This window comes from Cellulomonas sp. P4_A2 (genome assembly GCF_056402515.1).
In genome coordinates, this window is record NZ_JBFUHG010000004.1 from 153,024 (window position 1) to 176,651 (window position 23,628).

The window sequence follows — 23,628 nt, forward strand, 5'->3', positions numbered from 1 at the left end:
CAATCGTAGCGGGAGCACGTCATGTCCGAGCCTCTGGGTCGCCGGTTCACGGCTCACCTGACCGCCACCGGCCTGGCCAACCTCGGTGACGGGATCGTCCAGGTCGGCGTCCCGCTCTACGCGCTGACGCTCACGCGCTCCCCCGGGCAGATCGCGCTCCTGACCGCCGCAGCCTGGCTGCCGTGGCTGCTGCTCGGGCTCGTCGCGGGCGTCCTGGTGGACCGCACGGACCGCCGACGGACCGAGATCGCCGCCCTCGGCGCCCGCGCGGTCCTGTTCGCGGCCGCCGCCTGGCTGGTGGTCGCCGGGCACATGTCGATCCCGGCGCTCGTCGCGCTGGTGCTCGCGTACGGCGTCACCGACGTGTTCGTCGACCTCGCCGCGACCGCGCTCGTCCCGGACCTCGTCCCACGCTCGCGGCTGGAGGCCGCCAACGGGCGCACCCTGGCGGCGCAGCAGGTCGCCGCCGCGTTCGTCGGCGCCCCGGTCGCCGGCGCCGTCCTCGCGCTCGGGGCGGGCTGGGTGTTCGCGCTCCCCGCGGGGCTCGCGGTCGGCGCTCTGGCGCTCCTGGCCACCCGCGTCCCCGGCGCCTATCGCCATGCGGCCGTCGAGCGCCGCCCTGCCATGGTCGAGGTCCGCGAGGGCGTGCGCTTCCTGGTGGGGCACCCGGTGCTGCGGCCGCTGCTGGTCTGCGGGTCCGTGATGAACCTGGCGAACGCCGGGTACTTCGCGGTCTTCGTGCTCTGGATGGTCGGGCCGGGCTCGCGCGTCGGGCTGACGCCGTCGCAGTACCCGCTGGTCATCGCGTTCCTGGCGGTCGGCGCGGTCGTGGGGTCCGTGCTCACCGAGCCGATCGGACGGCACGTCGGCGAGGTCCGGCTGCTGCTCGGCTGCTGGACGGTCAACGCGGCGCTGCTCATCGTGCCGGTGCTCGTGCCGACCGCACCCGCTGTCGCGGCGGCGTTCCTCGCCCTGGGGTTCACCAACACGATCGGCAACGTGCTCTCCCAGGCGATGCGGCAGCGGATGGTCGCGCCGGGAATGCTCGGCCGGGTCACCGGCGCGGGACGCACGATCGGGTACGGGCTCATGCCCGTCGGCGCGCTGCTGGGCGGGCTCGTCGCGGAGCACTGGGGGCTGCCTGCGGTCTTCGTCGGCGCGACCGTCCTGTGCCTGCTCGCGGTCGCATACCCGCTCGCCGTCGTCCGCCAGCACCTGGTCGCCGAACGCGAGCTGCCCGTCGTCGTCCCTGTCTAGGCTGGCAGCCGTGCCCCGGACGACCACCGACGCCGTACCGCACGGGCTGCTGAGCTCACTGACCCAGCCCGTCCTCGAGGCCGGCGAGCTTCGGCTGCGGCCGTGGCGCGCGAGCGACCACGACCTGGTGATGTCGGCCTTCGCGGACCCGGACATCCAGCACTGGCACACGCGCTCGACGACGCCCGACGAGGCCTCCGCGTGGATCGCGCAGTGGCCGGGTCGGTGGGCCGGCGAGACCGGAGCGGGCTGGGCGCTCGAGGTCGCCGGACAGGCCGTCGGGCAGATCAGCCTGCGGAGCCTCGACCATGCGGACGGCATCGCCGAGGTCTCCTACTGGGTGGTCCCCGCCGGACGCGGGCGCGGCACCGCGACCTCGGCACTGCGCACCCTGGCCTGCTGGTCGTTCGACGTACTCGGCGTGCACCGGGTAGTCGTCGACCACTCGACCCGGAACACCGCATCATGCGCGGTCGCGACGAAGGCGGGCTTCGCCCTGGAGGGGACACACCGAGACGGCTTCCTGCAGACCGACGGCTGGCACGACGTGCACCGGCACGCGCGCCTGGCTACGGACACCGTCTGACGCCCCGGGGCACCGGGGCGCGACCGTCGAGGGCGCCCGGTCCTCGCGACCGCGCCACGTGCAGGTGGCGCCGTCGGCACTACGGGGCGCCGTCGGCGAGCACGCCGACGTGCGCCCTAGCTGAGGAGCTCGTGCCGGATGATCGTCGCCTCGCGGCCCGGGCCGACGCCGATCGACGAGATCCGGGCACCTGAGATCTCCTCGAGCCGCTCCAGGTAGCGCTGCGCGTTGACCGGCAGGTCGTCGAACTCGCGGGCGCCGCTGATGTCCTCGGACCAGCCGTCCAGGTACTCGTAGATCGGCGTGGCGTGGTGGAAGTCCGACTGGTCGTCGGGCATCTCGTCGAAACGCCGGCCGTTCACGTCGTACGCGACGGCGACGGGGATCTTGTCGCGGCCGGTGAGCACGTCGAGCTTGGTCACGACGAGGTCCGTGAGGCCGTTGATGCGGCTCGCGTAGCGGACCACGACGGCGTCGTACCAGCCGCACCGGCGCGGGCGGCCGGTCGTCGTGCCGAACTCGCCGCCGGTCTGCCGCAGCCACTCGCCGTCGTCGTCGAGCAGCTCGGTGGGGAACGGGCCCTCGCCCACACGCGTCGTGTACGCCTTGGCGACGGCGACGACCCGGTCGATCCTCGTCGGCCCCACGCCCGAGCCCGTGCACGCACCGCCGGCGGTGGCCGACGACGAGGTGACGAACGGGTAGGTGCCGTGGTCGACGTCGAGCATCGTGGCCTGGCCGGCCTCGAACACGAGTGTCTTGCCCTCGTCCAGGGCCGTGTTGAGCAGCAGCGGGGTGTCGCCGACCAGCGGCTTGAGGCGGTCGGCGTGGCGCAGCAGGTCCTCGAGCGTCTCCTCGACGGTGATCGCGCGGCGGTTGTAGACCTTCACCAGCAGGTGGTTCTTCTGGTCGAGGGCGCCCTCGATCTTCTCCGCCAGGATCTTCTCGTCGAACAGGTCCTGGATGCGGATGCCGACGCGGTTGATCTTGTCCGAGTACGCCGGACCGATCCCGCGGCCGGTCGTGCCGATGCGACGCTTGCCCAGGAACCGCTCCGTGACCTTGTCGAGCGTGCGGTTGTACGGCGCTATGACGTGCGCGGCCGACGAGACGACGAGCTGCGACGTGTCGTGACCGCGCGCCTCCAGGGCGTCGATCTCCTGGAACAGCACGTCGATGTCGACGACCACGCCGTTGCCGATGACGGGGACGACTCCGGGCGACAGGATCCCCGACGGCAGCAGGTGCAGCGCGTACTTCTCGCCGTTGATCACCACGGTGTGCCCGGCGTTGTTGCCGCCGTTGAACTTCACCACGATGTCGGTGCGCGCACCGAGCTGGTCGGTCGCCTTGCCCTTGCCCTCGTCGCCCCACTGGGCTCCGAGCACCACGACGGCCGGCATCTGAATCAACTCCCACCTGCCTGTGCTGCGGGCGGCACGGCGGAGACCACGTCACATGCTTGGACGCGGCGCTTGCACGGGGCCCGGGCACCGGGCGGCAGGGACCCAGTACCTCCGAGAGGGTACCGGACCGTCAAGAACTGGTCATGCCCGGTCCGCCCGCTGACCTCAGCGCAGGGCTGCGACCTCGTCGTCGGAGGTGCCGCAGTCCACGAGGAACTGCAGGCAGCGCTCGGACTCCTCGGACTCCTCGATGGCCTCGGCGGCCTCGGCGAGCGCGAGCAGGGCGCGCAGGAAGCCCTGGTTGGGCAGATGGTCGACGGGAACCGGGCCGCGCCCGCGCCAGCCGGCACGTCGCAGGGCGTCCAGACCGCGGTGGTAGCCCGTCCGAGCGTAGGCGTACGCAGCCACCGGGTCCCCCTCGTCGGCGAGCGCGTGCTCGGCCAGCAGCGCCCACACCAGCGACGACGCCGGCGCCGCGGGAACGGCCTCGCGCGGGGAGGAGCCCGAGGTCAGCGCGGCGCGCGCGTCCGCGTCGGCGCCGTCGACGGGCAGGAGGGTGGGCGCGGGTCCGTCCAGCAGGTTCTCGTGGCTCATGCCGCCAGTCTCCCATTCCGGGTGCACGCACGTGGGAGCGCGATTACAGTCGACCCGCCGACCTGGACCGATGTTCGGCAAGCAGGGGCGAGCACCGCCTGAACCACCCTCCCGACGACGGGCGGACCCGATGATCGAGATCTCGACCTCCTCGACGACGACGACACTCACCGTCGCCGGGGACCTGGACCTGGCCGAACGCGACCACTTCCCGGAGATCGCCGCGCGCGTGGTCGGTCTGCGCCACCAGCTGCTCGTCGTCGACATGTGCGAGGTCAGCTTCATGGACTCGACGGGTGCGGCGTTCCTCATCTCGCTCGCCGACGCCAACCGCAAGCGCGGCGGTGCGACCGTCCTGCGCGGCGCCGACCAGCGCGACCTGTTCGTCATCGAGATCTGCGGCGCGCTCGACCTCTTCCGGATCGACACGGAGCACAACTGCGAGAAGGGGTCGTCCGACTCGGGCTTCCGCCGCCCGGACGGCGCCGCGGCCCCCTCCTAGGCCTCCGGCAGCGACGCCGGCCGCACCTTCGCCCAGACGAGCTTGCCGCCGCGCGACTGCCGCCAGCCCCAGTCGGCCAGCCGCTCCACGATCTGCATCCCGAACCCGCCCACGCGCCCCGGGTGACCGTCGGTGGTCACGGGCGGCGTCGGGTTGGCGTCCTCGACCTCGATGCGCAGGCCGTCGCCCGTGTCGTAGAGCTGCAGCGAGACGTGGCCGTAGCCGTGCAGGACAGCATTGGCGACGAGCTCCGAGACGACCAGCTCGGCATTGGCGGACTCGGGGATCCCCCACGCCTGGCAGGTGCGTACGACCGCGTGCCGGGCGCGACCGATCGATGCCGGCTCGCTGGGCAGCGACCAGCGCCGACGCCGCGGGCTGCGGGCCTGCGACGAGCTGTCCTTCGCCGACGGCACGCGCACGACCACGACCGCGACGTCGTCCTCGGGGTGGTCGGCCAGCCGCGACAGGAGCTCCTCGCCCACCCCGGCGGCGTCGAGCGCGGTGATCCCGGCGGCCACCGACGAGAGCGCCGCGAGCCCGTCGCGAAGCCCACGATCACGGCGCTCGATGAGGCCGTCGGTGTAGTAGAGCAGCACGTCGCCGGGCCGCAGCTGGGCGGAGTCGGTGGTGCGCGGCTTGCCGCCGAAGCCGATGAGCGAGCCGGCCGAGCCGTCCAGGGCGGTCACCACACCGTCGCGCACGAGCAGGGCCGGCAGATGGCCCGCGCGCGAGTACTGGACCTCCCAGAGGTCACCCGTCCTAGTGAGCGTCGACAGGACCAGCCCCGCCGGGCGCGGGACGCGCATGCCCGCCACGAGCTGGTCGACCCGCTCCAGCACCGGCCCCGGGGTGGTGATGTCGAACATGTACGAGCGGACGACCGAGCGCAGCTGGCCCATCGCGGCGGCGGCCTCGACGTCGTGGCCGACGACGTCCCCGATCACGACGCCGACCACGTCCGACGACACCTGGAGCACGTCGTACCAGTCGCCGCCGACCTGGGCGTTCTCCGAGTTCGGCGCGTAGTACGTCCACACGTCCAGCCCGTCGACCTCGGCCTGCTCGGGGAGCATCGCGCGCTGCAGCGTCTCGGCCAACCGGTGCTCGCGGTCGTAGAGGCGTGCGTTGTCGACGACGAGTCCCACGCGCCGCGCGGTCAGCTCCAGGACCGTGCGCGCCTGGGGCTCGAGCCCGCGCAGGCCACCGACGACGACCACGACGAGCACCCCGAGCACGCGGCGCCGGCCGGGCACGGGAAACACGACGACGTCCCCGTCCGGGCGCGAGTGCGCGGCGTCGGCCGCGAGCGCGTCGAGCTGCTCGACGACGTGCCGCGCGAGCCAGGCCGACGCGGTGCCGACCGTGGAGGAGCCGTCGACGGCCAGGTCGAACGGCCGGTCGTTCTGCCCGTCGAGCAGGAGCTGGACCGCATCGTGCTCGCGCGGCCGCAGGACGTTGCGGTGGCGGGGCGTGCGACCCGTCAGCACCTGCCCGGACACGATCCCGTCCGTCGGCCGCAGCCCGCCGTCGTCGAGGTAGAACTGCGCCCAGCCGACCACCGAGCGGCGCAGGATCGAGGCGATCTCGCGCAGCGCGTGCGGGTCGTCGACGTCCATGAGCAGGTCGGACACCTGCGCGATGAGGCCCAGGCTCCGCCGCTCCCGGCGCTCGGACTCGACGAGGGCGGCCTGCTCCGCGTCGTGCGTCAGCTGCTCGGTGAGGTCCTGGAGCGCGACGACCCAGTGCGTGAGCGTGCCGTCGGCCGCGCGCACCGGCGAGAGCACCGCCCGGCACGTCAGTCGCGACCCGTCGGCGCGGCGCAGCGTGAGCGTCTGCGAGACCGCACGTCCCGCCGCGATGGCGTCCTGGATCTCGCTGAGGTCCGGCGGCCCGAGGGCCGAGTCCTCGACGACCGCGTCCTGCCGCCGCCGGGCCTCCGCGACGCCGTACCCGGTGACCTTCTCGAACGCGTCGTTGACCCAGACGACCGGCATCCCCGGCGGGGTCGCATCCAGCAGGGCCATCGGCACCGAAGTAGCACTCAGAGCCCGATCCCGCAGGTCGGCGAGGGCCCGATCGGGTATCGGTGGCTCAGGGGGATTGACCACCACCACCTCCGATCGTCTAGCGTTCCGGACAGGCCAGTCGTCGAGAATGCGGCGTTCTGTCCGCCGCCCGACACCGAAGGAGCGCCGTGCGCGACGGTAACAGCACGATCCCCGATGGGCCCGCCGAGGCCCAGACGCCCGGGATCGTCGGCGAGCCGGGAGCGGTGCACGTCATCGTGGGTTCCGAGTCCACCCGCATCGTGCTCTCGGGCGAGGTCGACGCCGACCTCGGCGCCGAGCTGCAGGAGGCGACGGCCGAGGCCGAGCAGATCGGCCTGCCGATCGAGGTCGACGCCCACCACGTCACGTTCATGGACTCGTCGGGCGTGGCGTTCCTCGCGCGCCTGTCCATCCGCTCCCAGCACCGGGTCCGCATGATCCGGGTGCCCCCGCACGTGCGGTTCCTGCTCGACGTCACGCGGATCGGCGAGCTGCTCGACGTGGTCGAGTCCGACGACGAGGCCGACTTCCAGCCCGTCGGGGAATGACGAAGGGCCCCTCGCGGACGAGGGGCCCTTCGCACGTCAGACGCGGGGATCAGGCGCTGAGCGACTGCCCGGCCGAGCGGAGCTGGCGGCTCGCCTCGGCGATGCGGGCGGCCATGCCGGCCTCGGCCAGCTTGCCCCAGGCGCGCGGGTCGTAGGCCTTCTTGTTGCCCACCTCGCCGTCGACCTTGAGCACGCCGTCGTAGTTGCGGAAGAAGTGGTCCGCCACGGGACGGCTGAACGCGTACTGCGTGTCCGTGTCGATGTTCATCTTGATGACGCCGTTGTCGACGGCCTCGGAGATCTCGGCCTCGGTGGAGCCGGAGCCGCCGTGGAACACCAGGTCGAACGGGTTCTCGACGCCGATCGCGTCGCCGACGGCCTTCTGGATCTCGGCGAGGATCGACGGGCGCAGCTTGACCGCACCGGGCTTGTAGACGCCGTGCACGTTGCCGAACGTCAGGGCCGTCAGGTAGCGGCCCTTCTCGCCCGAGCCGAGCGCCCTGACCGTGGCCAGGCCGTCCTCGACGGTCGTGTACAGCTTGTCGTTGATCTCGGCCGTGTGGCCGTCCTCCTCGCCACCGACGACGCCGACCTCGATCTCGAGGATCGTACGGGCCGCGACCGAGAGCTCGAGGAGCTCCTCGGCGATGACCAGGTTCTCGTCCAGCGGGACCGACGAGCCGTCCCACATGTGCGACTGGAACGTGGGGAGCTTGCCGGCCTTGACCTGCTCGATCTCGAGGGCCAGCAGCGGGCGGACCCAGGAGTCCAGGTTCTGCTTGGCGCAGTGGTCCGTGTGCAGCGCCACGGTGATCGGGTAGCCCTTGGCCACCTCGGTCGCGTAGGCCGCGAGGGCCAGCGAGCCCGAGACGCGGTCCTTGACCGTCGAGCCGGCCGCGTACTCGGCGCCGCCGACGGACACCTGGATGATCCCGTCGGAACCGGCCTCCGCGAAGCCCTGCAGCGCAGCGGTGACGGACTGGGACGACGTGATGTTCACGGCCGGGTAGGCGAACTTGCCCGCCTTCGCCCGGTCGATCATCTCGGCGTAGACCTCGGGGGTGGCGATGGCCATCTGCAGCATCTCCTGCGAGCTAGAGGGGGGTTATCGCAGCGATTCTGGCACGATTCCCTCCGACGACGCCGGGGCCGAACGTCCCGTGGACACCGCTGTTCGTCACACGACCGGCGGCGGTCCCGCGTGCTGGGCGATCCATTCGTGCATGGCGATCGCCGCCGCGGCGCCTGCGTTGATGGAGCGCGTCGAGCCGAACTGGGCGATGTGCAGGACGTCGACGGCGGCCGCGCGGGCCTCGTCGGAGAGCCCCACCGACTCCTGCCCGAACAGCAGCACGCACTCCCGCGGCAGCGCGTAGCCCTCCAGCGGGACGGATCCGGGCAGGTTGTCGATGCCGAGCACCGGGATCCCCGACGACGAGGCCCAGGCCAGAAGGTCGTCGACCGTCGGATGGTGCCGCACGTGCTGGTAGCGGTCGGTGACCATGGCCCCGCGACGGTTCCAGCGGCGGTTGCCGACGATGTGCACCTCGGCCGCCAGGAACGCGTTGGCGGTGCGGACGACCGAGCCGATGTTGAGGTCGTGCGCCCAGTTCTCGATGGCCACGTGGAACGGGTGCCGGCGGGTGTCGAGGTCGGCGACGATCGCCTCCAGCGACCAGTACCGGTAGCGGTCGACGACGTTGCGCCGGTCCCCCTCGGCCAGCAGCACCGGGTCGAACCGGTCGTCCGACGGCCACTCCCCCGGCCACGGCCCGACCCCGACCTCCACGCGCTCCTGGTCCACGCCGCCACCGTAGACGGCGCACACGGTCCGCACAGGCCACCCACGGGGCACGCACGAGCCGCCCCGTACGCTGGGCACATGCTGACTGACGCCCTCGCCACCGCCCTGCCTGCCCTGGGCCCGGTGCACGCGTCCATCACCGACTACCTCGACGCCCAGCACCTCATCGACTCGTTCGGCAAGTGGGTGCTGCTCGGCATCATGGCCGTGATCTTCGTCGAGGTCGGCCTGCTGTTCCCGATCCTGCCCGGCGACTCCCTGCTGTTCACCGCGGGTGCGCTGGTGGCGCAGGACCAGCTCGACGTGAAGATCAGCATCTGGGCGCTGATGGGCCTGCTGATCGTCGCGGCCTACGCGGGGACGCAGACGGGGTACCTCATCGGGCGGACCGCCGGACCGAAGGTGTTCGCCAAGGAGGACTCCCGGTTCTTCAAGCAGAAGTACATCGACCAGACCTACGCCTACTTCGACAGGTACGGCGGCCGCACGCTGATCGTGGCGCAGTTCATCCCGTTCGTGCGCACGTACGCGTCGGTCGCGGCCGGCGTCGGCAAGATGAAGTACCGCCAGTTCGCCCTCTGGAACCTCATCGGCGTGGTGCTCTGGGCCGGTGGCGTGACGTTCCTCGGCTACCTGCTGGGCAACATCGGCTTCATCAAGGACAACATCGAGGCGCTGCTCGTCCTCGTGGTCTTCTTCTCGGTGCTGCCGATCATCGTCGAGGTGTGGCGCAAGCGTCGTCGGGCCAAGAAGGGGCTGGGCGTCGCCGAGGAGCGCGACGAGCGGTACGACGAGCAGGCGGAGCGCGACGCCGTCGAGAAGAAGGCCTTTGGCGCATGACGCACCACGGTCCGCGCGAGATCCGCTCCTGGCTCTCGGACATGGACGGCGTGCTCGTGCACGAGGGGACCGCGATCCCGGGTGCCGCCGAGTTCGTGCGCGCCCTGCGCGACGGCGGCCGCCCGTTCCTGGTGCTCACCAACAACTCCATCTTCACGCCGCGCGACCTGCGGGCGCGCCTGGCGAGCTCGGGGATCGACCTGCCCGAGGACGCCATCTGGACCTCGGCGCTGGCGACCGCCCAGTTCCTCACCGACCAGATGCCCGGCGGCTCGGCCTACGTGATCGGCGAGGCCGGGCTGACCACCGCGCTGTACGAGGCCGGCTACACCCTCACCGGGACGCAGCCCGACTTCGTGGTGCTGGGCGAGACGCGCACCTACTCGTTCGAGGCCATCACGCAGGCCGTCCGGCTGATCCAGGGCGGTGCGCGGTTCATCGCGACGAACCCCGACGTGACGGGCCCGAGCCGTGAGGGCGACCTGCCGGCCACGGGTGCGGTCGCGGCGATGATCTCCGCAGCGACCGGGCGGCAGCCGTACTTCGTCGGCAAGCCGAACCCGATGATGATTCGCAGCGCGCTCAACCGGATCGACGCCCACTCCGAGACCACGGTCATGGTCGGCGACCGGATGGACACCGACGTGGTCGCCGGGATCGAGGCGGGCCTGCGTACGTTCCTCGTGCTCTCGGGCTCGACCGGGGCCGTCGACATCGAGCGCTTCCCGTTCCGGCCCAGCGAGGTCGTCGACTCGGTCGCGGACCTCGTCGCCCGGATCTGAACGTTTGGTCGATTAGGTAAACCTGTCCTAACCTTCGGTCGTATCCCGCCCAAGGTTAGGACGCCCTATGTCGCTCAAGCCCGCCCGTCTGCTCGTCGTCGCTGCGGCGGCGCTCACCTTGGCGCTCGCCGGGTGCAGCTCCGACTCGACACCGTCGGACGAGAGCACCGGCACCGCCGACGCTGACACCGGCGCGTTCCCCGTCACTCTGACGGATGCCCTCGGCGAGGCGACGATCGAGGCGAAGCCCGAGCGCATCGTCACGATCGGCTGGGCCGCGCAGGACGTCGTCGCCGCGCTGGGCACCGTGCCCGTCGGGACCACCGACTTCACGTGGGGCACCGTCGACAAGTACCTGCCGTGGTTCGTCGACACGGTGGACGAGCTGGGCGGCGAGCTGCCGGAGATCGTGACGTACACCGACGCCGACGAGGTCGACTTCGACCAGGTCCTGGGCCTCGAGCCCGACCTGATCCTGGCGCCGCACTCGGGCATCACCGAGAACGAGTACAAGCGCTTGTCCGACATCGCGCCGACCGTCGCGTACGCCGACGCGCCGTGGACGTCGGACTGGAAGGAGCTGACCCTCACGGTCGGCAAGGCGATGGGCCAGGAGTCGCAGGCGCAGACGCTCATCGACTCGACCGACGCCGCGATCAAGGCCCAGGCCGACCTGCACCCCGAGTTCCAGGGCGTCACGTTCACCTACGGCTGGTACCTCGCCGACGGCGCGACCGCGTTCGACTTCTACTTCCCGCAGGACCCGCGCGTGCAGGTGATCGAGCAGCTCGGGTTCGTCCCGTCGCCGCAGGTCGCGGACCTGGGCAAGGCCTCGCCCGACCAGTTCTACGGCTCGGTCAGCCTCGAGGAGCTCAGCACCGTCGAGTCCCAGTTCCACCTCGCGTGGATCGACCAGCCGGGCGACGAGGCACGGACCGTCGAGAACCCGCTCGTCGCGTCGTGGGGCCCGATCAAGGACGGCTCGTACTACTTCATGGACGACCAGGCGCTCGCGTGGGCCTCGTCCGCGCCGACCGTCCTGAGCATCCCGTGGCAGCTGGACAAGATCGTCCCGGAGATCGCGTCGCACCTGAAGACGTCGTCCTGACCCGTTGAGCACGACCACCGACACCCGCAGCAGCGCCGGCATCTCGCATGGCGCTGTTGCGCGCACCCTCGGGCTGGTGCTGGCGGTGGTCGTGCTCGCGGTCGTCTGCGTGCTGAGCATCATGATCGGCGCCAAGGCGATCTCGGTGCCCGACGTCCTGTCGGCCCTCGTCGGCAACGACGGGTCCGAGAACCACCTGATCATCTGGGAGCTGCGGATCCCGCGCACGGCCGTCGGGCTCGTCGCGGGTGCCGCCCTGGGCGTGTGCGGCGCGCTCATCCAGGCGTACACGCGCAACCCGCTGGCCGACCCCGGGATCCTCGGCGTGAACGCGGGCGCGGGGCTCGCCATCACGGTCGCGATCGCGTTCTTCGGCCTGACCTCGGCCGCGGGCTACGTGTGGTTCGCGTTCGCCGGGGCCGCCGTGGCGACGATGCTCGTCTACGTCATCGGCGCCTCGGGCCGCGGCCAGGCGACCCCCGAGAAGCTCACGCTCGCCGGTGTCGCGCTCGCCGCCGTGGCCGGGGGCATCAGCCAGATCCTCCAGCTGCGCGACCAGCAGCTGTTCGCCAACACCCTCGCCTGGAGCATCGGCAGCATCGGCGGCAGGTCGCTCGCTCTGCTTGGCACGATCGCCCCGTTCATCGTCGTCGGCCTGGTCCTCGCCCTGGTCCTGGCCCGCCAGCTCAACGCGCTCGCGCTCGGCGACGAGCTGGGTCGCTCGCTCGGTGCGAGCATCGGGCCGACTCGGATCCTGACGATCGTCGCCGTGACGCTCCTGGCCGGCGGGGCGACCGCGCTCGCCGGGCCCATCGCGTTCGTCGGGCTGATGGTCCCCCACGCGGTCCGCTGGTTCACCGGCCCCGACCAGCGCTGGATCATCCCGTACTCGATGGTCGGCGCGTCCATCCTGCTGCTCGTCTCGGACATCGTCGGCCGCGTGATCCTGCCCAGCGGCGAGCTGCGGGTCGGGCTGGTGACGGCGTTCATCGGCGCCCCGGTGCTCATCGTGCTGGCCCGGCGACGGACGGCGAGCGGGCTGTGAGCCTCGACCTCGGACGCCCGGTCGTCGTCCTGCGCCGAGGGCGGCGGTCCGCCCGCATCGACCGCCGCGCGCTCGTCGTCTCCGCCGTCCTCGTCGCGGTCGTCCTGGTCCTCGGCGTCGCCAGCCTCGCGGTCGGCACCTACCACCTGAGCATCGGCGAGGTGGTGAGCGCGCTGACCGGCGGGGGCAGCCGGCGCGCGCACACGCTCGTCGTCGAGTGGCGGTTGCCTCGGCTGCTGTTCGCGATCGGCTGCGGCATCGCGCTCGCCCTGGCGGGGGCGGTCTTCCAGTCGCTGACCCGCAACCCCCTCGGCAGCCCGGACGTCATCGGGCTCGACGCCGGCTCGTACACGGGCGCGCTCTGCGTGATGCTCGTCGTCGGCAGCACGTCGTACGCCACCATCGCGCTCGGCTCGATCGTCGGCGGGCTGGTCACCGCGGCCGCCGTCTACCTGCTGGCGTACCGACGAGGCGCGCAGGGCTTCCGGCTGATCATCGTCGGCATCGCCGTCGCGGCCATGCTCAGCTCGTTCAACTACTACCTGATGACGCGCGTGAGCACCGAGGCCGCCATGCTCGTGTCCGCCTGGGGCGCCGGTTCGCTGTCCGCGCTCGGCTGGTCCCAGCTCGTCCCGTTCGCGATCGTGCTGGTCGTCCTGCTGCCGCTGCTCGCCCTGGTGAGCCGTCCGCTGGGCCAGCTCGAGCTCGGCGACGACGCCGCCCGCGCCCACGGGATCCGGGCCGAGCGCGTGCGCCTGACGGCCGTGATCCTCGGCGTCGCGTTCGCCGCCCTGGTCACCGCGGCGGCCGGCCCCATCGCGTTCATCGCGCTCGTCGCGCCCCAGATCGCCCACCGCCTGGCCCGCACGCCAGGGCCGTCGCTCGTGGTCTCGGCACTCATGGGCGCCGTCCTGCTGACGACCGCCGACTTCATCGCGCAACGGGTCGGCGTCGCCACCGGCCTGGTCACCGTCACGCTCGGCGGCCTCTACCTCATCTGGCTTCTGATCCGGGAGTACCGACGCTCATGACCACCCTCGAGGCCCACGGCCTGACGCTCGCGTACGACAAGCGCGTCATCAGCTCCGACCTGACCGCCCACGTGCCCGCGGGGTCGTTCACCGCGATCATCGGCCCCAACGCCTGCGGCAAGTCGACCCTGCTGCGCGCGATGGCCCGCCTCCTCAAGCCCCGCGACGGCTCGGTGCTCCTGGACGGCCGCGACATCGCCGAGCGCAACCCCAAAGAGCTGGCCCGCGAGCTGGGGCTGCTCCCTCAGACGTCGCTGGCGCCCGACGGCATCCGCGTCGCCGACCTCGTCGCGCGCGGCCGCTTCCCGCACCAGCGCGTGTTCGACCGCTGGTCCCCCGAGGACGAGGCCGCGGTCCTGCGGGCCATGACCGCGACAGACATCCTCGACCTCTCGGGACGGCTGGTCGATGAGCTCTCCGGCGGTCAGCGGCAGCGCGTCTGGGTCGCCATGGCCCTCGCCCAGGAGACCGGCACGCTCCTTCTCGACGAGCCGACGACCTTCCTCGACATCGCGCACCAGATCGACGTGCTGGAGCTGTTCCGGCGCATCAACGAGGCTGATGGCCGCACTCTGGTCGCCGTCCTGCACGACCTCAACCAGGCCGCCCGCTACGCGACGCACATCATCGCGATGAAGGACGGCCGGGTCGTCGCCTCGGGCGCCCCGTCCGACGTGATCACGCCCGCGATCGTCGAGGACGTCTTCGACGTCCCGTGCCGGGTCATCGAGGACCCGGAGTCGCACACCCCGCTGGTGATCCCGCTGCTGCGGCGCAGCTAGCGGACCCGTCTAGGCGCTCATGCGAACGGCTTGCCCGCACCGCGCTCGAAGGCCACGCACCCGTCGTGCTCGAACGTCACCCTTCCGTCGAGCGGCGAGTACGGGCCCGAGCACGCACCCCAGTCGTCGCCGAGCGAGCCGTCGAGCGGGAACCAGTACCGGCATCCGCCGCACTGCTCGGCGTACCAGCGCTCGAGGTATCCAGGGTCGGAGGTGTTGCGGTGGAGCGGCAGGGTGCTCACCCAGTGCGCGTGGGCGGCGTCGACCTCGGCGCGGGCGACTCTGTCGAGTGGATCGTCGGCCATCTGTGCCCCCTCTTGCCGACGCGGACCCTACGGGGCGCCGGCCTCCCGGCCCACGGGATTCACTCGCACGGCCGCGTGCTAGCGCAGGTTGTCGATCATTGCCTGGAGCGTGGCGACCGTCCGGTCGTACTCGCCCTCCGCGAGCCCGCGCACGGTCAGCTCCCTGATCGCGCCGACCGCGAGCGCGAGCTCGTCGACGAACGAGCGGCCGGCCTCGGTCAGGGCGTAGGCCCCCTCGACGTAGCCACGCGCGACGAGCGGATCGAGGTGCTCCTGCACGGTGTCGTCGCCGAGAAAGACCGCCACCCGCTCGCTCAGGACGTCCGCCGACGCCGGACCGTCGGTGAGGGTCCGCAGCAGCTGCCACTGCCGACGGGACACGTCCCGTTCGCCGAGCACCTGCTCGAACCGCTGGTCGATGAGGCCGTCGAGCGTCCGCAGCAGCAACCCGATCGGAGCCTGGGGCTTTGCCATGACCACGTTCTAGCACTGACGCCCGCGACGCAGCAGGGTTCCCGGAGCACGATGGCCTGCTCCCTGCGGAACCTGGTCCGTACGCGACCGTCAGCTCGCGCCGACGGCGCCCGCTCGCGCCGACGGCGCCCCGTGCTGCTGGCGCCGTCGCGAACAGTGGGCGCCGTCGGCTGCACGACCGCGGCTCACGCAGCGAACAGCGGTGCGACCTCGTCGAAACCCGGCCGCGCCGCGAAGCTGCCGTTCGGCAGCCTCAGAAGCTGACGGTCGGCGCCTGGCGGACCTGCGGGTCCTCGACCTCGAAGTACTCGGCGCGCTCGAAGTGGAACATGTTGGCGACGATGTTCGACGGGAACGACTCGACCTTGGTGTTCAGCGAGCGCACGTTGGCGTTGTAGAACCGGCGGCCTGCGGCGATGCGGTCCTCGGTGTTGGTCAGCTCGGCCTGCAGCTGCTGGAAGTTCTCGCTCGCGCGCAGGACCGGGTAGGCCTCGGCGACCGCGAACAGGCGACCGAGCGCCTGGGTCAGCTGGTTCTCCTGCTGCGCCTGCTCGGCCGGGCCGGACCCGGGAGCAGCGGCGGCGGCGCGTGCGCGCGCGACCTCGTCGAAGACCCCACGCTCGTGGGCCGCATAGCCCTTCACGGACTCAACGAGGTTGGGGATCAGGTCGTGGCGACGGTTCAGCTCGACGTCGATCTGGCGCCACGCCTCCTGCACCAGGTTCCGCAGCCGGACCAGGCCGTTGTACATGCCGACGGCCCAGAGCAGCAGGATGACGACGATCACGACGATGATGATCAGGACGATGAGACCAGACACGTGTTTTCCTCCGTGGATGAGGTCGGTCAGGGAAGCGTATCGGTCAGACGGTCGAGGTCAGAGGGTCGAATCCGTGGTCGAGCCACACGTGCCGCGGGACGGAACGCACGACCGCGCTGAGCAGGGCAAGCCGGGACGCGAGCCGGTCGAGGTCGGTCGAGCCCGTGGCCCAGGTCAGGATCCAGGTCCCCTCGATGCGCCAGCAGGACCCGCGGGCATCGGCGCGCAGCATCCGTTCCATCAAGCGCGGGTGCACGATCGCGTGGGCCACCTGGGGGTCCGACGAGGCCACGCGGAACGCCTTGTTGAAGTCCTCGGACTCGAACTGGATGTCCTGGGCGCCGACCATCTTGGCCAGCTTGGCGCCGAGCCCGTCGGGCGTGACCTCGACGGTCGGCAGGAAGGCCGGGAGCACCACGCCGACGACGTGCGCCGTGTGCGTCGAGGCCTCCTTGCCGCTGCCGGTGGTCCACCGGTAGGTGAACGACAGCGCCGAGTGACCGTCGTACCGGCCCGCCAGCACCTCGGTGGCCTTCTTGGAGTGGCCGACGCCGAACGGCTGGGCGCGGGAGAAGTCGACGAGGGAACGGTCGCTCGACGCGAACGTCCAGCCGTTGACCTGGGCCCATCTCTGCAGCCGTTCGCGTCGCTTGACCGACGCCCACCAGCCGACGGCGACGAACCCGATCAGGCCGACGGCGAAGAGGACGAACAGCACCTCGACGCCCATGCGTGCGTCCTTCCTCAGGCCAGGCCGAGGTCGGACAGGCTGAACAGGTAGTGGTACGGCACGCCGAGCGCCTCGATCTTGGCCTGCGCCCCGGTGGCCCGGTCGACGATCACCGCGACGCCACGCACGTCCGCGCCGACCGCCCGCGCGGCTTCGACGGCCTGGATCGGCGACCCGCCCGTGGTCGAGGTGTCCTCGAGGACGACCACGCGCCGGCCCGCGATGTCGGGGCCCTCGATCTGCCGCTGCATGCCGTGCGCCTTGGCCTCCTTGCGCACGACGAACGCGTCGAGGTCCTGCCCGCGCGACGCGGCCGCGTGCAGCAGCGAGGTCGCGACGGGGTCGGCACCGAGCGTGAGCCCGCCGACGGCGTCGATCTCGGCGGTGCCGAGGCCGACCTCCTCGAGCAGGTCGAGCATCAGGTGCCCGATCAGCGGCGCGGCCGCGTGGTGCAGCGTCACGCGGCGCAGGTCCACGTAGTAGACGGCCTCGCGGCCCGACGAGAGCGTGACCTTCCCGTGCACGACGGCGAGGTCCTTGATCAGTTCGAGCAGCTGCTCGCGGGGCGTGGAGGTCACGGCGGTCAGGCTACCGGTGGAGCGGCCCGCTCAGGCGCCCTCGATGGCCTTGCGGTAGCGGCCGAACCGGCGGATCGCGAACCGGGGGCTCATCCGGGCTGCCGCCGACGCCATACGGTACCGGACGCTCGGCGTGGAGATCACGACCCCGCGGCGGACGTCGGAAAGCCCCTTGGCGACCACGTCCTCGGCGTTCAGCCACGCGATCTCCGGGTACGCGGACACGTCGATGGCGCCGCGCGCGTGGAACTCGGTGTGCACGAACCCGGGGCACAGGGCGGTCGCGGTGACGCCGGTGCCGTCCAGCTCGACGGCCAGCCCCTCGGTGAACGAGCGCACCCAGGCCTTGTGCGCGGAGTAGGTGCCGGACGCGAGCAGGGCGGCGACGGAGGCGATGTTGAGGATCGCCCCGCGCCCGCGCGCCACCATCGCCCCGGCGGCGGCGTGCGACAGGACGAGCACCGCGGAGACCATGACCGCGAGCGCCGCCTCCTCACGCGCGAGGTCACCGCCGACGAACCGCTGGTTCAGCCCGAGGCCCGCGTTGTTCACCAGCAGGCCGACGGGCTTCTCGTCGGAACGCAGCCGCTCGGCGACGCGCTCGACGTCCTCCCGGACCGAGAGGTCGGCGACGAGCACCTCGGCGCGGATGCCCGCGGCCGCCTCCAGCTGTCCGGCCAGGCGCTGCAGACGTTCCTCGTCGCGGGCCACCAGGACGACGTCGTGCTTGGCGGTGGCCAGTTGCCAGGCGAACTCGAGGCCGAGCCCCGCGGACGCGCCGGTGATCAGTGCGGTTCCCATGGGCACCACCCTACGGAGCGGTCCGGAGACCCGCGTTCTGTGGACGGCACGGGCCGGGTTGTCGGCGCGGGAACGTAGGGTGTGCGCGTGACGGAGGCGTGGGATGGCGGCGGGGAATGGCCGCTCGACGACGAACCACCGTTCGACCCGTTCTACGACGCCCCACCGCCGGACCTCGAGGAGCCGTACGTCCCCGGGCCCGAGCCGCGCGGGGCGGGCGGTTCGCCCCCTCCTCGTCGCGACCGTCCTGCTCCTCCCCCGCGCCCCGACATCCCGCGAGCCGTCGCGCAGGTGCTCTCGCCCGAGGAGGCCGTCGCCGCAGCTGCGACCGTGCTGCACGACGTCTGGGGGTACGACGACTTCCGCGGCGAGCAGGCGGACATCGTCGAGACCGTCATCCGGGGCGGCGACGCGCTCGTCCTGATGCCCACGGGCGGCGGCAAGTCGCTGTGCTACCAGGTGCCGTCGCTGGTCCGCGAGGGCACCGGCGTCGTCATCTCGCCGCTCATCGCCCTGATGCAGGACCAGGTGGACGCCCTGTCCGCGCTCGGGGTGCGGGCGGGGTTCCTGAACTCCACGCAGCAGTCGTTCGAGCGGCGGAAGGTCGAGGACGCCTACCTCGCCGGTGAGCTGGACCTCCTCTATCTCGCACCCGAGCGGCTGCGCGTGCGCGAGACCGTCGAGCTGCTGGACCGCGGCACGGTCGCCCTGTTCGCCATCGACGAGGCGCACTGCGTGTCTCAGTGGGGCCACGACTTCCGGCCGGACTACCTGCAGCTGTCGATGCTGCACGAGCGCTGGCCCGAGGTGCCGCGGATCGCGCTGACCGCCACGGCGACCGACCAGACGCACGCCGAGATCGCGCAGCGGCTGCAGCTCGGGGACGCCCGGCACTTCGTCGCGAGCTTCGACCGGCCCAACATCCAGTACCGGATCGCGCCCAAGGACAAGCCGCGCGACCAGCTGCTCAACCTCCTGCGCACCGAGCACGAGGGCGACGCGGGCATCGTCTACTGCCTGTCGCGGAACTCGGTCGAGCAGACCGCCCAGTTCCTCGTCGAGCGCGGCGTGACCGCCCTGCCGTACCACGCGGGCCTCGACCGGCAGGTGCGCGCGCGCAACCAGTCGCGGTTCCTGCGCGAGGACGGCGTCGTGATGGTCGCGACGATCGCGTTCGGCATGGGGATCGACAAGCCGGACGTGCGGTTCGTCGCGCACCTCGACCTGCCCAAGTCCGTCGAGGGCTACTACCAGGAGACCGGCCGCGCCGGACGCGACGGGCTGCCGTCGACCGCCTGGCTCGCCTACGGGCTGGCGGACGTGGTCCAGCAGCGCCGGATGATCGACACCTCCGAGGGCGATGCCGCGCACAAGCGCCGGCTGACGGCGCACCTGGACGCGATGCTCGCGCTGTGCGAGACCGTCGAGTGCCGTCGAGTGCAGCTGCTCAACTACTTCGGGCAGGCCTCCCAGCCGTGCGGCAACTGCGACACGTGCCTGACCCCGCCGGAGTCGTGGGACGGGACCGTCGCCGCGCAGAAGCTGCTGTCGACCGTGGTCCGCCTGGAGCAGCGCAACCAGCGGTACGGCGCGGGCCACCTGATCGACATCCTGCGCGGCAAGGTGACGCCGCGGATCACGTCGCTCGGCCACGAGTCGCTGAGCACGTTCGGTCTGGGCGCGGACGTGTCGGAGGCCGAGTGGCGCGGCGTGGTCCGCCAGCTGCTCGCGCTCGAGCTGCTGGGCGTCGACTCCGACGGCTACGGCACCATCCGGCTCGCGCCCGAGAGCGCGTCCGTGCTGCGGGGCGAGCGCGAGGTGCGGCTGCGTCGCGAGACGGAGAAGATCGTGCGTTCACGCGGCACGCGCGGCAAGGCCGCGGCTACCGCAGACCTGTCCGACGAGGGTGTCGCCGTGTTCGAGGCCCTGCGGGCGTGGCGCGCGGTCGTCGCGAAGGAGCAGGGCGTGCCTGCCTACGTGGTGTTCCACGACGCGACGCTGCGCGAGGTGGTTTCCCAGCGACCGACGTCGTTGGAGGCACTGGGCACCATCAGCGGGATCGGCGCCGCCAAGCTCGAGCGGCACGGACCGGGACTGCTCGCGGTGCTGGCCGAGGTGGCCGCACCCGCCTAGAACGTCAGCGCTGGTCCTCGTCGTCGTGCCGGACCCGCACAGGAACGCGCTGCGGCCTGGTGAGCACCGCGCCGGCTGCGACAAGAACGGCGCCGATCGCGCCGGAGACCACGAGGACATCGACTGGACTCATGCCTCGACCATAACCCCGCTCCCTGAGGGCCCGGCAAGCCGTTCGCTCAGGGCGTTCCGCGCTCGAACGACCGCCGCTGCAGCTCCTTGACCTCGTCCTCGAGGCTCGGTTCCGGCCCGTCGACGACGAGTCCCGGTGCGATGGCCTGGATCGGCAGCGCGGCGACGGGGCTCGGCTGGCCGCCCCACGACGCCCGCCACCCGCTGATCTGCTCGGACGACGCCGCGTATGCGATGCGCCCGAGGCCGACCCATGCGTGCGCGGCCGAGCACATCGGGCAGTGCTCGCCGGACGTGTAGACGGTCGCTGTCGCGCGCTCGTCCGGGGTCAGGTTGTCGGCGGCCCAGCGGGCGATCTCGAACTCCGGGTGGCGGGTCTGGTCGCCGTCCTTCGTGCGGTTGCGGTCCTCGAACCGGACGACCCCGTCCGCGTCGACGAGCACGCTGCCGAACGGCTCGTCCCCGTCGAGGAGCGCCTCCCGCGCGAGGACGACGGCGCGGGCGAGATGGGCACGATCGATGTCGTCGAGACTCATGGAGCCGTTCTACCGTGCCGGCGCCCACTGCGCGGAGCGCCGGGCACGGTGAATCGGTCCGCTACCGCTTTCCGGTGCCGTCGACGGCCAGCGGCTCGATCGCGGCGATCTCGTCGGCGGTAAGCGCCGGGGCCGACAGCGCGGCGACGTTGTCCTCGAGCTGCTTCGGGGACGAGGCGCCGATCAGGGCCGACGTGATGCGGTCGTCGCGCAGGACCCACGACAGCGCGAGCTGCGCCAGGGTCTGGCCGCGGCCGAGCGCGATCTCGTTCAGCGCGTTCGCGCGCGAGAGGTACGTCTCGGACAGCTGAGTCGGCTTGAGGAAGTGCCCGACGGCCGCGCGGGAGTCGGCCGGAACGTCACCGGAGAGGTAGCGGTCGGTGAGCATGCCCTGCGCGAGCGGGGAGAAGACGATGGTCCCGATGCCGAGGTCGCCCACGACGTCGAGGAGGTTCTCGGTCTGCCCGTCGGCGACCTGCTCGACGTGCCGGTTGAACATCGAGTACGACGGCTGGTGGATGAGCAGCGGCGTGCCGAGGTCCTTGAGGATCTGGTGCGCGGCCCGCGTGTCCGACGGCGAGTAGTTCGAGATGCCCGCGTACAGCGCCCGACCGCTGGTCACCGCGGTGTGCAGCGCGCCCATCGTCTCCTCGAGCGGCACCGAGGGGTCGGGACGGTGGGAGTAGAAGATGTCGACGTAGTCCAGGCCGAGGCGCGCGAGCGACTGGTCCAGCGACGAGAGCAGGTACTTGCGCGAGCCGCCGTCGCCGTAGGGCCCGGGCCACATGTCGTAGCCGGCCTTGGAGGAGATGACGAGCTCGTCGCGGTACGGGCGCAGGTCCTGCGCGAACAGCCGCCCGAAGTTCTCCTCGGCGGAGCCGTACGGCGGGCCGTAGTTGTTGGCCAGGTCGAAGTGCGTGACGCCGAGGTCGAACGCACGACGCAGCACCGCCCGCTGAGTCTCGAGCGGGGTCGTGTCACCGAAGTTGTGCCACAGACCCAGCGACAGTCCCGGCAGCGACAGGCCGCTACGGCCGGTCCTGCGGTAGGTCATCGCGTCGTAGCGGGAATCGGCAGCCTGGTACATGGGGTCCTCTCGAATGGGCGAACGGAACACGCTAACCCGGCGGTGCGACAATTCGGCCCGTGCTGCACATCGTCTTCTTCGAGCCGCGGATCCCCGGCAACACCGGCGCCGCGATCCGCCTCTCGGCCGGGACCGGCGCCGCCCTCCACCTGGTCGAGCCGCTCGGCTTCGACCTCTCGGAGGCCAAGCTGAGACGCGCTGGCCTGGACTACCACGACCTCGCGCACGTCGTCGTCCATCCGTCCCTGGACGCGTTGTGGGAGGCATTGCCGACGAACGACGTCTACGCCTTCACCACGCAGGCCACGCGCTTCCACACCGACGTCCAGTACACGCCCGACGACGTCCTGCTGTTCGGCCCCGAGCCCACCGGGCTCCCCGACGAGGTCCTGTCCGACTCCCGCGTCACCGACCAGCTGCGCATCCCGATGGTGCCGGGCCGTCGGTCGATGAACCTCTCCAACGCCGCGTCGGTCGGGATCTACGAGGCGTGGCGTCAGCTCGGCTTCCCGGGCGGCGCCTGAAGCGCGGCGCGCGACTCCTTGGCGAGCCGCAGTCGGGCCTGAGCGGCGCGGAAGAGCTCGTCGGGGTGCGCCGACCCTGGTGCCGAGCAGACGACTGCTGCGTGCAGGGCCGGCCACCCTTCGGCGGTGATCCCCGCGGGCGGCTCGGAGGCCACGGCAAGCACGGTCCGACGAAGGTCGTCGGCGAGCCGGACGGCGTGCTCCTGCGACGCGGCCGCGGGCATGGTGGCGAGCACCGCGAACTCGTCGCCGGCCGTGCGGGCGACCTCGCACCCAGCAGGGACCCCGCTGCGCAGCCGCGCCGCGAGCGCCGTCAGCACGACGTCCCCGAACTGCTGGCCGTGAGCCGCGTTCAGCCGGGCGAATCCTGCGACGTCGAGCAGCAGGACGACGACGCGGGACGAGGAGCCCAGGGTCGACGCGCACCGAAGGCCCAGCGCGTGCACGAACATCGAGCGGTGCGGCAGACCGGTGAGCGCATCGTGCAGCGACCGGACCGCGAGGAGCGTCGACAGCGACCGCACGAGGTCTGCGGTCGACACGATCCGCCAGACGTCGTCGGCCACCAGGACGTCGTCGTAGCGACGGTCGTCGTAGCGCGCCATCGCGCGGACGGCGACCTCCGAGACGGGGGCCGCAGGCTCGACGACCATCGGAGCCCAGTCGGCGATCTCGGACGTCTCGCGACGCGCGTAGACCGCCCGCCCGAAGCCGAGCCGGCCCGTCATCGCGGCCGTGAACCGGGGTCGGGTGACCAGCCCGACCCGGTGGGGATCGGTGAGGTCCCGGACCGCCACGCTCGCCACGTGCGCGGACCTGAACACGACCTCGAGCTGCGCGACCGGCAGCGTCGCGTCGACGACCTCGACGGGGTGCGCCAGGTCGGCGATCGTCGTGGCCGCGGCCGACCGGTAGTCGCCGACCGCAGCGGAGAGGCGTTGGGTCAGCACGGTCAGCTCGGAATCCACCAGAGGAGTATCGATGCAGGTCAGCGGGCAATTCGGGCATCGGCCGGAGCGTTCGCCCAGGATTCACCGAGCATTCACGAACGGGTCCGGGTACGCAGCGTGCCGATCGCCCGGCCCGGTCGTCATCATGGAGCCGATTCGACGCGCGAGCGGTGCTACCCCGTCGGGTTGAGGCAGTATCGGAGGGTGTTCACCACACGCCCC

27 protein-coding genes are annotated in these 23,628 nt (G+C 71.8%); 12 read left to right on the forward strand and 15 right to left on the reverse strand.

Annotation, left to right across the window (positions count from 1 at the left end):
* The first annotated feature begins 21 nt into the window (after window positions 1-21).
* Both AC1DUE_RS05520 and AC1DUE_RS05525 read left to right on the forward strand, forming a co-directional pair.
* Window positions 22-1,257, forward strand: coding sequence for an MFS transporter (locus AC1DUE_RS05520; RefSeq protein WP_477038396.1), 1,236 nt, complete (start codon window positions 22-24; stop codon window positions 1,255-1,257).
* 10 nt (window positions 1,258-1,267) lie between these two features.
* Window positions 1,268-1,843: a GNAT family N-acetyltransferase gene (locus AC1DUE_RS05525; RefSeq protein ID WP_477038397.1), complete on the forward strand. Its 576-nt coding sequence runs from the start codon at window positions 1,268-1,270 to the stop codon at window positions 1,841-1,843.
* A gap of 116 nt (window positions 1,844-1,959) precedes the next feature.
* Here the strand turns inward: AC1DUE_RS05525 and AC1DUE_RS05530 are convergent, their stop codons facing one another.
* Together AC1DUE_RS05530 and AC1DUE_RS05535 are read right to left on the reverse strand one after the other, a co-directional pair.
* The gene (locus tag AC1DUE_RS05530; protein ID WP_477038398.1) at window positions 1,960-3,246 is read right to left on the reverse strand and encodes an adenylosuccinate synthase; all 1,287 of its coding nucleotides are present in this window, start codon (window positions 3,244-3,246) and stop codon (window positions 1,960-1,962) included.
* A 168-nt stretch (window positions 3,247-3,414) separates the two neighbouring features.
* Window positions 3,415-3,843, reverse strand: coding sequence for a DUF3151 domain-containing protein (locus tag AC1DUE_RS05535; RefSeq protein ID WP_477038399.1), 429 nt, complete (start codon window positions 3,841-3,843; stop codon window positions 3,415-3,417).
* Window positions 3,844-3,973: 130 nt separating this feature from the next.
* Between AC1DUE_RS05535 and AC1DUE_RS05540 the strand changes: the two genes are divergently transcribed.
* Complete coding sequence (locus AC1DUE_RS05540) at window positions 3,974-4,345, forward strand: STAS domain-containing protein (RefSeq protein WP_477038400.1); 372 nt, start codon at window positions 3,974-3,976, stop codon at window positions 4,343-4,345.
* Here the strand turns inward: AC1DUE_RS05540 and AC1DUE_RS05545 are convergent.
* Window positions 4,342-6,372, reverse strand: a complete 2,031-nt coding sequence (locus AC1DUE_RS05545; protein ID WP_477038401.1) for a SpoIIE family protein phosphatase — start codon at window positions 6,370-6,372, stop codon at window positions 4,342-4,344. The two genes, AC1DUE_RS05540 and AC1DUE_RS05545, sit on opposite strands and share 4 nt — an antisense overlap.
* Before the next feature lie 170 nt (window positions 6,373-6,542).
* Here AC1DUE_RS05545 and AC1DUE_RS05550 point away from each other — a divergent pair, with 170 nt between their 5' ends.
* On the forward strand, window positions 6,543-6,944 hold the full coding sequence (locus AC1DUE_RS05550; RefSeq protein WP_477038402.1) for an STAS domain-containing protein: 402 nt from the start codon (window positions 6,543-6,545) through the stop codon (window positions 6,942-6,944).
* A 49-nt stretch (window positions 6,945-6,993) separates the two neighbouring features.
* On the opposite strand, the gene fbaA is transcribed toward AC1DUE_RS05550, so the two are convergent.
* Together fbaA and AC1DUE_RS05560 are read right to left on the reverse strand one after the other, a co-directional pair.
* Complete coding sequence (gene fbaA / locus AC1DUE_RS05555; RefSeq protein WP_477038403.1) at window positions 6,994-8,028, reverse strand: class II fructose-bisphosphate aldolase; 1,035 nt, start codon at window positions 8,026-8,028, stop codon at window positions 6,994-6,996.
* A 93-nt stretch (window positions 8,029-8,121) separates the two neighbouring features.
* Window positions 8,122-8,748 (reverse strand): TrmH family RNA methyltransferase, encoded by a 627-nt coding sequence (locus AC1DUE_RS05560; protein WP_477038404.1) that lies wholly within the window; start codon window positions 8,746-8,748, stop codon window positions 8,122-8,124.
* A gap of 78 nt (window positions 8,749-8,826) precedes the next feature.
* Between AC1DUE_RS05560 and AC1DUE_RS05565 the strand changes: the two genes are divergently transcribed.
* From AC1DUE_RS05565 to AC1DUE_RS05590, 6 genes are all read left to right on the forward strand, one after another.
* Window positions 8,827-9,588, forward strand: a complete 762-nt coding sequence (locus AC1DUE_RS05565) for a VTT domain-containing protein (protein ID WP_477038405.1) — start codon at window positions 8,827-8,829, stop codon at window positions 9,586-9,588.
* A complete protein-coding gene (locus AC1DUE_RS05570; RefSeq protein WP_477038406.1) occupies window positions 9,585-10,370 on the forward strand; it encodes an HAD-IIA family hydrolase in 786 nt (261 codons plus the stop codon). The genes AC1DUE_RS05565 and AC1DUE_RS05570 overlap by 4 nt, the downstream gene beginning before the upstream one ends.
* A 67-nt stretch (window positions 10,371-10,437) precedes the next feature.
* Window positions 10,438-11,478 carry an ABC transporter substrate-binding protein gene (locus AC1DUE_RS05575; RefSeq protein ID WP_477038407.1) on the forward strand — a complete coding sequence of 347 codons (1,041 nt, stop codon included), beginning with the start codon at window positions 10,438-10,440 and terminating at the stop codon, window positions 11,476-11,478.
* A 4-nt stretch (window positions 11,479-11,482) separates the two neighbouring features.
* Window positions 11,483-12,523, forward strand: coding sequence for a FecCD family ABC transporter permease (locus tag AC1DUE_RS05580; RefSeq protein WP_477038408.1), 1,041 nt, complete (start codon window positions 11,483-11,485; stop codon window positions 12,521-12,523).
* Window positions 12,520-13,554 carry a FecCD family ABC transporter permease gene (locus tag AC1DUE_RS05585; protein ID WP_477038409.1) on the forward strand — a complete coding sequence of 345 codons (1,035 nt, stop codon included), beginning with the start codon at window positions 12,520-12,522 and terminating at the stop codon, window positions 13,552-13,554. Before AC1DUE_RS05580 ends, AC1DUE_RS05585 begins: the two co-directional genes overlap by 4 nt.
* On the forward strand, window positions 13,551-14,336 hold the full coding sequence (locus AC1DUE_RS05590; RefSeq protein WP_477038410.1) for an ABC transporter ATP-binding protein: 786 nt from the start codon (window positions 13,551-13,553) through the stop codon (window positions 14,334-14,336). Before AC1DUE_RS05585 ends, AC1DUE_RS05590 begins: the two co-directional genes overlap by 4 nt.
* 17 nt (window positions 14,337-14,353) lie before the next feature.
* On the opposite strand, the gene AC1DUE_RS05595 is transcribed toward AC1DUE_RS05590, so the two are convergent.
* The 6 genes from AC1DUE_RS05595 to AC1DUE_RS05620 form a co-directional block, all read right to left on the reverse strand.
* A complete protein-coding gene (locus AC1DUE_RS05595; protein ID WP_477038411.1) occupies window positions 14,354-14,641 on the reverse strand; it encodes a DUF3027 domain-containing protein in 288 nt (95 codons plus the stop codon).
* Window positions 14,642-14,719: 78 nt separating this feature from the next.
* Window positions 14,720-15,115 (reverse strand): MarR family winged helix-turn-helix transcriptional regulator, encoded by a 396-nt coding sequence (locus AC1DUE_RS05600; RefSeq protein ID WP_477038412.1) that lies wholly within the window; start codon window positions 15,113-15,115, stop codon window positions 14,720-14,722.
* Window positions 15,116-15,368: 253 nt separating this feature from the next.
* Entirely contained in the window at window positions 15,369-15,935 is a 567-nt protein-coding gene (locus tag AC1DUE_RS05605; RefSeq protein WP_477038413.1) for a LemA family protein, read from the reverse strand.
* Window positions 15,936-15,978: 43 nt separating this feature from the next.
* Complete coding sequence (locus AC1DUE_RS05610) at window positions 15,979-16,665, reverse strand: DUF3137 domain-containing protein (RefSeq protein ID WP_477038414.1); 687 nt, start codon at window positions 16,663-16,665, stop codon at window positions 15,979-15,981.
* A 14-nt stretch (window positions 16,666-16,679) separates the two neighbouring features.
* Window positions 16,680-17,243: an orotate phosphoribosyltransferase gene (gene pyrE / locus AC1DUE_RS05615; protein WP_477038415.1), complete on the reverse strand. Its 564-nt coding sequence runs from the start codon at window positions 17,241-17,243 to the stop codon at window positions 16,680-16,682.
* A gap of 30 nt (window positions 17,244-17,273) precedes the next feature.
* Window positions 17,274-18,044: an SDR family NAD(P)-dependent oxidoreductase gene (locus tag AC1DUE_RS05620; protein ID WP_477038416.1), complete on the reverse strand. Its 771-nt coding sequence runs from the start codon at window positions 18,042-18,044 to the stop codon at window positions 17,274-17,276.
* Between the two features lie 81 nt (window positions 18,045-18,125).
* On the opposite strand from AC1DUE_RS05620, the gene recQ reads away from it, so the two are divergent.
* Window positions 18,126-20,177 (forward strand): DNA helicase RecQ, encoded by a 2,052-nt coding sequence (recQ, locus tag AC1DUE_RS05625; RefSeq protein ID WP_477038417.1) that lies wholly within the window; start codon window positions 18,126-18,128, stop codon window positions 20,175-20,177.
* Between the two features lie 4 nt (window positions 20,178-20,181).
* Here recQ and AC1DUE_RS05630 read toward each other — a convergent pair whose 3' ends face one another.
* The 3 genes from AC1DUE_RS05630 to AC1DUE_RS05640 all read right to left on the reverse strand — a co-directional run bounded on the left by AC1DUE_RS05630 (window position 20,182) and on the right by AC1DUE_RS05640 (window position 21,932).
* On the reverse strand, window positions 20,182-20,310 hold the full coding sequence (locus AC1DUE_RS05630; protein WP_477038418.1) for a hypothetical protein: 129 nt from the start codon (window positions 20,308-20,310) through the stop codon (window positions 20,182-20,184).
* 46 nt (window positions 20,311-20,356) lie between these two features.
* Complete coding sequence (locus tag AC1DUE_RS05635) at window positions 20,357-20,845, reverse strand: nucleoside deaminase (RefSeq protein ID WP_477038419.1); 489 nt, start codon at window positions 20,843-20,845, stop codon at window positions 20,357-20,359.
* A 61-nt stretch (window positions 20,846-20,906) separates the two neighbouring features.
* A complete protein-coding gene (locus AC1DUE_RS05640) occupies window positions 20,907-21,932 on the reverse strand; it encodes an aldo/keto reductase (RefSeq protein WP_477038420.1) in 1,026 nt (341 codons plus the stop codon).
* Between the two features lie 59 nt (window positions 21,933-21,991).
* Between AC1DUE_RS05640 and AC1DUE_RS05645 the strand changes: the two genes are divergently transcribed.
* Window positions 21,992-22,456: a tRNA (cytidine(34)-2'-O)-methyltransferase gene (locus AC1DUE_RS05645; protein WP_477038421.1), complete on the forward strand. Its 465-nt coding sequence runs from the start codon at window positions 21,992-21,994 to the stop codon at window positions 22,454-22,456.
* On the opposite strand, the gene AC1DUE_RS05650 is transcribed toward AC1DUE_RS05645, so the two are convergent.
* Window positions 22,429-23,424, reverse strand: coding sequence for a GGDEF domain-containing protein (locus AC1DUE_RS05650; protein ID WP_477038422.1), 996 nt, complete (start codon window positions 23,422-23,424; stop codon window positions 22,429-22,431). The genes AC1DUE_RS05645 and AC1DUE_RS05650 overlap by 28 nt on opposite strands.
* Window positions 23,425-23,628: the final 204 nt, after the last annotated feature.

Coding starts and splice junctions, on each gene's coding strand:
- AC1DUE_RS05530 (WP_477038398.1), bottom strand. CDS start 3,246: ATGCCGGCCGTCGTGGTGCTCGGAGCCCAGTGGGGCGACGAGGGCAAG.
- AC1DUE_RS05570 (WP_477038406.1), top strand. CDS start 9,585: ATGACGCACCACGGTCCGCGCGAGATCCGCTCCTGGCTCTCGGACATG.
- AC1DUE_RS05590 (WP_477038410.1), top strand. CDS start 13,551: ATGACCACCCTCGAGGCCCACGGCCTGACGCTCGCGTACGACAAGCGC.
- AC1DUE_RS05595 (WP_477038411.1), bottom strand. CDS start 14,641: ATGGCCGACGATCCACTCGACAGAGTCGCCCGCGCCGAGGTCGACGCC.
- AC1DUE_RS05535 (WP_477038399.1), bottom strand. CDS start 3,843: ATGAGCCACGAGAACCTGCTGGACGGACCCGCGCCCACCCTCCTGCCC.
- AC1DUE_RS05600 (WP_477038412.1), bottom strand. CDS start 15,115: ATGGCAAAGCCCCAGGCTCCGATCGGGTTGCTGCTGCGGACGCTCGAC.
- fbaA (WP_477038403.1), bottom strand. CDS start 8,028: ATGCTGCAGATGGCCATCGCCACCCCCGAGGTCTACGCCGAGATGATC.
- AC1DUE_RS05620 (WP_477038416.1), bottom strand. CDS start 18,044: ATGGGAACCGCACTGATCACCGGCGCGTCCGCGGGGCTCGGCCTCGAG.
- AC1DUE_RS05575 (WP_477038407.1), top strand. CDS start 10,438: ATGTCGCTCAAGCCCGCCCGTCTGCTCGTCGTCGCTGCGGCGGCGCTC.
- AC1DUE_RS05545 (WP_477038401.1), bottom strand. CDS start 6,372: ATGGCCCTGCTGGATGCGACCCCGCCGGGGATGCCGGTCGTCTGGGTC.
- AC1DUE_RS05630 (WP_477038418.1), bottom strand. CDS start 20,310: ATGAGTCCAGTCGATGTCCTCGTGGTCTCCGGCGCGATCGGCGCCGTT.
- AC1DUE_RS05540 (WP_477038400.1), top strand. CDS start 3,974: ATGATCGAGATCTCGACCTCCTCGACGACGACGACACTCACCGTCGCC.
- AC1DUE_RS05610 (WP_477038414.1), bottom strand. CDS start 16,665: ATGGGCGTCGAGGTGCTGTTCGTCCTCTTCGCCGTCGGCCTGATCGGG.
- AC1DUE_RS05520 (WP_477038396.1), top strand. CDS start 22: ATGTCCGAGCCTCTGGGTCGCCGGTTCACGGCTCACCTGACCGCCACC.
- AC1DUE_RS05640 (WP_477038420.1), bottom strand. CDS start 21,932: ATGTACCAGGCTGCCGATTCCCGCTACGACGCGATGACCTACCGCAGG.
- AC1DUE_RS05635 (WP_477038419.1), bottom strand. CDS start 20,845: ATGAGTCTCGACGACATCGATCGTGCCCATCTCGCCCGCGCCGTCGTC.
- AC1DUE_RS05565 (WP_477038405.1), top strand. CDS start 8,827: ATGCTGACTGACGCCCTCGCCACCGCCCTGCCTGCCCTGGGCCCGGTG.